The 3,734-nt window shown below is 31.2% G+C and carries 4 protein-coding genes; 3 read left to right on the forward strand and 1 reads right to left on the reverse strand.

Translation table 11 applies throughout. The features are described 5' to 3' along the window. Both KYI10_12555 and KYI10_12560 read left to right on the forward strand, forming a co-directional pair. The gene (locus KYI10_12555) at window positions 1–906 is read left to right on the forward strand and encodes a replication initiation protein (protein ID QYA34229.1); all 906 of its coding nucleotides are present in this window, start codon (window positions 1–3) and stop codon (window positions 904–906) included. A gap of 250 nt (window positions 907–1,156) precedes the next feature. After that, window positions 1,157–1,708: a hypothetical protein gene (locus tag KYI10_12560; protein ID QYA34230.1), complete on the forward strand. Its 552-nt coding sequence runs from the start codon at window positions 1,157–1,159 to the stop codon at window positions 1,706–1,708. A gap of 374 nt (window positions 1,709–2,082) precedes the next feature. Here the strand turns inward: KYI10_12560 and KYI10_12565 are convergent, their stop codons facing one another. Next, a complete protein-coding gene (locus tag KYI10_12565; protein QYA34227.1) occupies window positions 2,083–2,274 on the reverse strand; it encodes a hypothetical protein in 192 nt (63 codons plus the stop codon). 912 nt (window positions 2,275–3,186) lie between these two features. Between KYI10_12565 and KYI10_12570 the strand changes: the two genes are divergently transcribed. Continuing rightward, a complete protein-coding gene (locus KYI10_12570; GenBank protein QYA34228.1) occupies window positions 3,187–3,384 on the forward strand; it encodes a hypothetical protein in 198 nt (65 codons plus the stop codon). Window positions 3,385–3,734: the final 350 nt, after the last annotated feature.

The raw sequence follows: 3,734 nt of genomic DNA on the forward strand, positions 1-3,734 counted from the left end.
ATGATTGATTTAGTTAAGTATCACAACAACTTAAATTCAGTAGTTTTTGGTAAGTTTAACGCTAACGAAATGAATCTTTTCTTTAGCATAATTAGTAAATTAAAAGATAAAGGCGAAGATACAGTAATCTTTTCCTGGAATGAATTAAAAGATTTAAGTCGATATAAACCAACTGCCACTCAAAGGTTTGTTAGTGATTTAGATAAAACTTATAAAAAAATGTTGGAATTGAACTATGGTCAAACATTCGTAAAGAAAAAACGCTTAACGTACTCACGTTTTGTATTATTTACTAGTTTTCACATTGATTGTGACATGAATGATGACGGAGATTTAGACGCTTCTACTGGGATAGTAGCTATAAAAATAAACCCAGAATTACGACATATTTTGAACGATTTAGAGCAATGGACTCAATATTCGTTAGAAGAATTTATCAAACTAAAATCTACATATTCTAAAACAATCTTTAGGCTTTTAAAACAATTTAGGACAACTGGATATTTAAAATTATCTGTTGAAGAATTTAGAGAGCAATTAGATATTCCAAATTCCTATAGAATGAGCCATATCAATCAAAAAGTGATATCTGTAGCTGAAAAAGAATTGAACGCTCATTTCAAAAACTTAAAGATAAATAAAATTAAAGCAAAGAAAAAAGGGGCGCCAGTAGTGGCAATAGAGTTCCGTTGGTCCCCCGAAAAAACAGGGACATTTGTTGACTACTCTAAGAAAAAACAACCACGCGAATTAACACCAAAGTGGTTGAAAAATGAGGGGCAACAAAATCGATCAACTGATGAAATGTCCGAAGAAGAACTTGAAATCGAAAGAGAAAAATTAAGAAAAGAGTTAGCTGAACTAGAAAATGCTAAACAGACTGAAATAGACGAATATATCAAATAAAACCTTTGAAACCGGGAATTTACGTGCTGAGATTCCGATTTTAAGCACGATAACTTTTATTTTGTGAATAACCATGCGTTAAAGTGCTTAAAATCGCCTTTCATCTTTAATTGTTTCAATATTTTATAAAATAAGGATTTAATTTTAATATTTACCTAAATTTTGTTAAAAAATCGATGCAAAAAGAAGATTTTTTGATATTATTTATTTTGTGGTAAAAAAATTATGTCTATCTAAGGAGAGTGTTAAAATGAAGAAACAAGTATTAAAAACCGTCTTATCATTATCAGTTCTTACAGCTTTAGGTACTAGTGAGTTCCAACCTTATTACGCACACGCTGAAGCTATCACAAACGCTCAAGTAAAAATGGTAAAATTAGATCAGCATACTTTTGGGCTAAAGTTAAAAAATGTTCAAGCTGTTATTAATGCTGACGGTTCTACTGTACTTAAAGATATGAATACAAAAAAAGTTGAGACTTTACCTTCAGAAGCAATCGATGAGTATGGAAATAAAGTTAAGATTGCTTATAAAAAAGTTGGTAAAGATCTAATTGGTCAGTATCAGTTAATAGAAGACGGTGGCCTATCTTTTTATGCTGCCAAGAAAAAACGACCAAGTGGGGCTAAATGTGGCTTTGGCGTGATAGGTAGCTACTATACTGGTATGATAGGTGGAGCAGCATCTGGAGCAGCTGTTGGCTCTTTAGGTGGACCTATAGGTGCTGTTGGAGGAGCAATCACATTAGGTTTATTAGGTAGCTATGCAGGCGCGAGTGTAGGATATGCGTCTTACTGTTAAAACCATCAATTTATTTAGTGGAATTTTTTTATTGTTATGGATATTAGTTTCTTTAACGTTGATATATTTCTTTAACATTAGAGAAATGTTACTGCCTTTTGTATTATTTTCATTTGTTTTTATATCTTCTATAACAGCATTTAATGCTATTAACAGAATGAATAAGTCAGATTAGATGTAATGAATATTTTAGCTTTGATAACAAAAAAGAAACGTATTAATTATTAATACGTTTCTTTTTTGTTATCACTTGCAATTAAGTCATTAAAAGCCCTTTTAACATTTTTAAAATATTCTTTATTTTTATCAAGACAAGAAGAAACTCAAAAATTGCTTCGCATTTTTGAGTTTCTCAAGCAAAACCGACCTCTTTTTCAAAGAGATCGGTTTTTTTTATTCAATTTCATACTCCTTGCACAAATAAAACCCGCATTTATAATAGCCACTATAGCAACAATTACTGAAATATAAATATTAAAATCAAAAAGACCCAAAGTGATAAAAGTTAATAAAATCACGTTAAGAATCAAAGAAATAAAAAACGGCAAATCAAACTCTGTCTTCATAACAATCCCCCAATATTTTTTTATTCTAACTCAGATACACTTTAACTCATTTTTACATTTATTCCAATTTCCTTTTCAGCATAAAAGATCGCCTGATTTTCATATCAAAAAAACATCGAATTTCAAATTAATTCTCGTTTTTCAGTCGCCACACGAACTATAGCAATCAAACAGCATGTTTGCCCATTTTTTAATGAAAACGAAGTTTGCATGTAAATGGGCAGTACCTGGTATTCGCCTGATGTTTGCATTTATTCCAATTTCCTTTTTGAGTAGAAACTTTGACCCTTCAAACTTCCCAAAGATGAGCCCACGAGAAAAAACGCCCTCGTGGGCCCACTTCGTTAAGTGTACTTGAAGGGTCTTTTCTTTCTCAAAAAGTTTTCTCGGCATAAAAGGCCCTCAAAATTTTTATAGATTACTTCCGTTTTTTATCTCATCAGCTCAAATTTGAGCGTAGAATGATCGTTTTAATCCTCAAAGTATTTTTAATGCTTTATTTAAAAACATACTCTTAAAATCGAAATATGGGGCAAATAAAGGCATTCTAATTATTTTTAGAACATGAGCATAAGGGAAAGTGCCACCACTTTTATTTTTGATTGCATCAAAAACGTGGCGAACTCGGCAGTACCGAGTTATTTTCCCTAGAAAAAGTGACATCACTTTTTTAGATCATATGTATAAAAACCATAACGTTATGTATATCGTATGTATACATACAGGTTACGTATACATATACTTTATGCATATAATACATGTATCATATTTTTTAATGCTTTATGGAATGTTATAATTAAAAAACCTATTTAAGTTATTTTCTATTAAACATTTAACAGTTTTTTTAAAAAAAGACATGGATTTATAATTGCATGTCTTTTTTGCGTTTTAAAGGGTCATAAAGAGTAAGAAATGGTTTCTGTGAGTGAAACTCTAGAAAAAGAAAAAGAAGCGCTCAAACAGACTTTAAATGCGAAATTAGAGTATGAACGAGAAATGCAGAAGCTATTTGATCAAAAAATGGCATTGGCAGATGAGTTAGAGCAATATAAACCTAAAAATAAAAATGTCAGACGTACATGTGATGATTCTGGGCGTGCCTGTTATTAAATATATTTAGGAGTCTCTCGAATTTTAGAGCTACAAGGGATTGAGCCTCGTTATAAAAACATTTTGTTGGTTAAAGACACCTTTTTTTGTTAGTGGGTGTCTTTAAGGGGTCACTATTTTATATATATTTTATATATAAATCTTTTAAATACTCTTTTAGGCACCTGTTCAGACTTAGAGCCACAAGGGTTACAGAACCATTAGGACACCTTTTTGTCTGCATTAGGACACCTTTTTGTCTGCATTAGGACACCTTTTTGTCTGCATTAGGACACCTTTTTGTCTGATTTAGGACACTTTTATTTTTAACGTGTCCTAAATAGTGTATAATGTTTTTGAGGAGGTGCCTT

It is taken from the genome of Macrococcus sp. 19Msa1099 (genome assembly GCA_019357535.2).
Taxonomy (GTDB): Bacteria; Bacillota; Bacilli; order Staphylococcales; family Staphylococcaceae; genus Macrococcoides; species Macrococcoides psychrotolerans.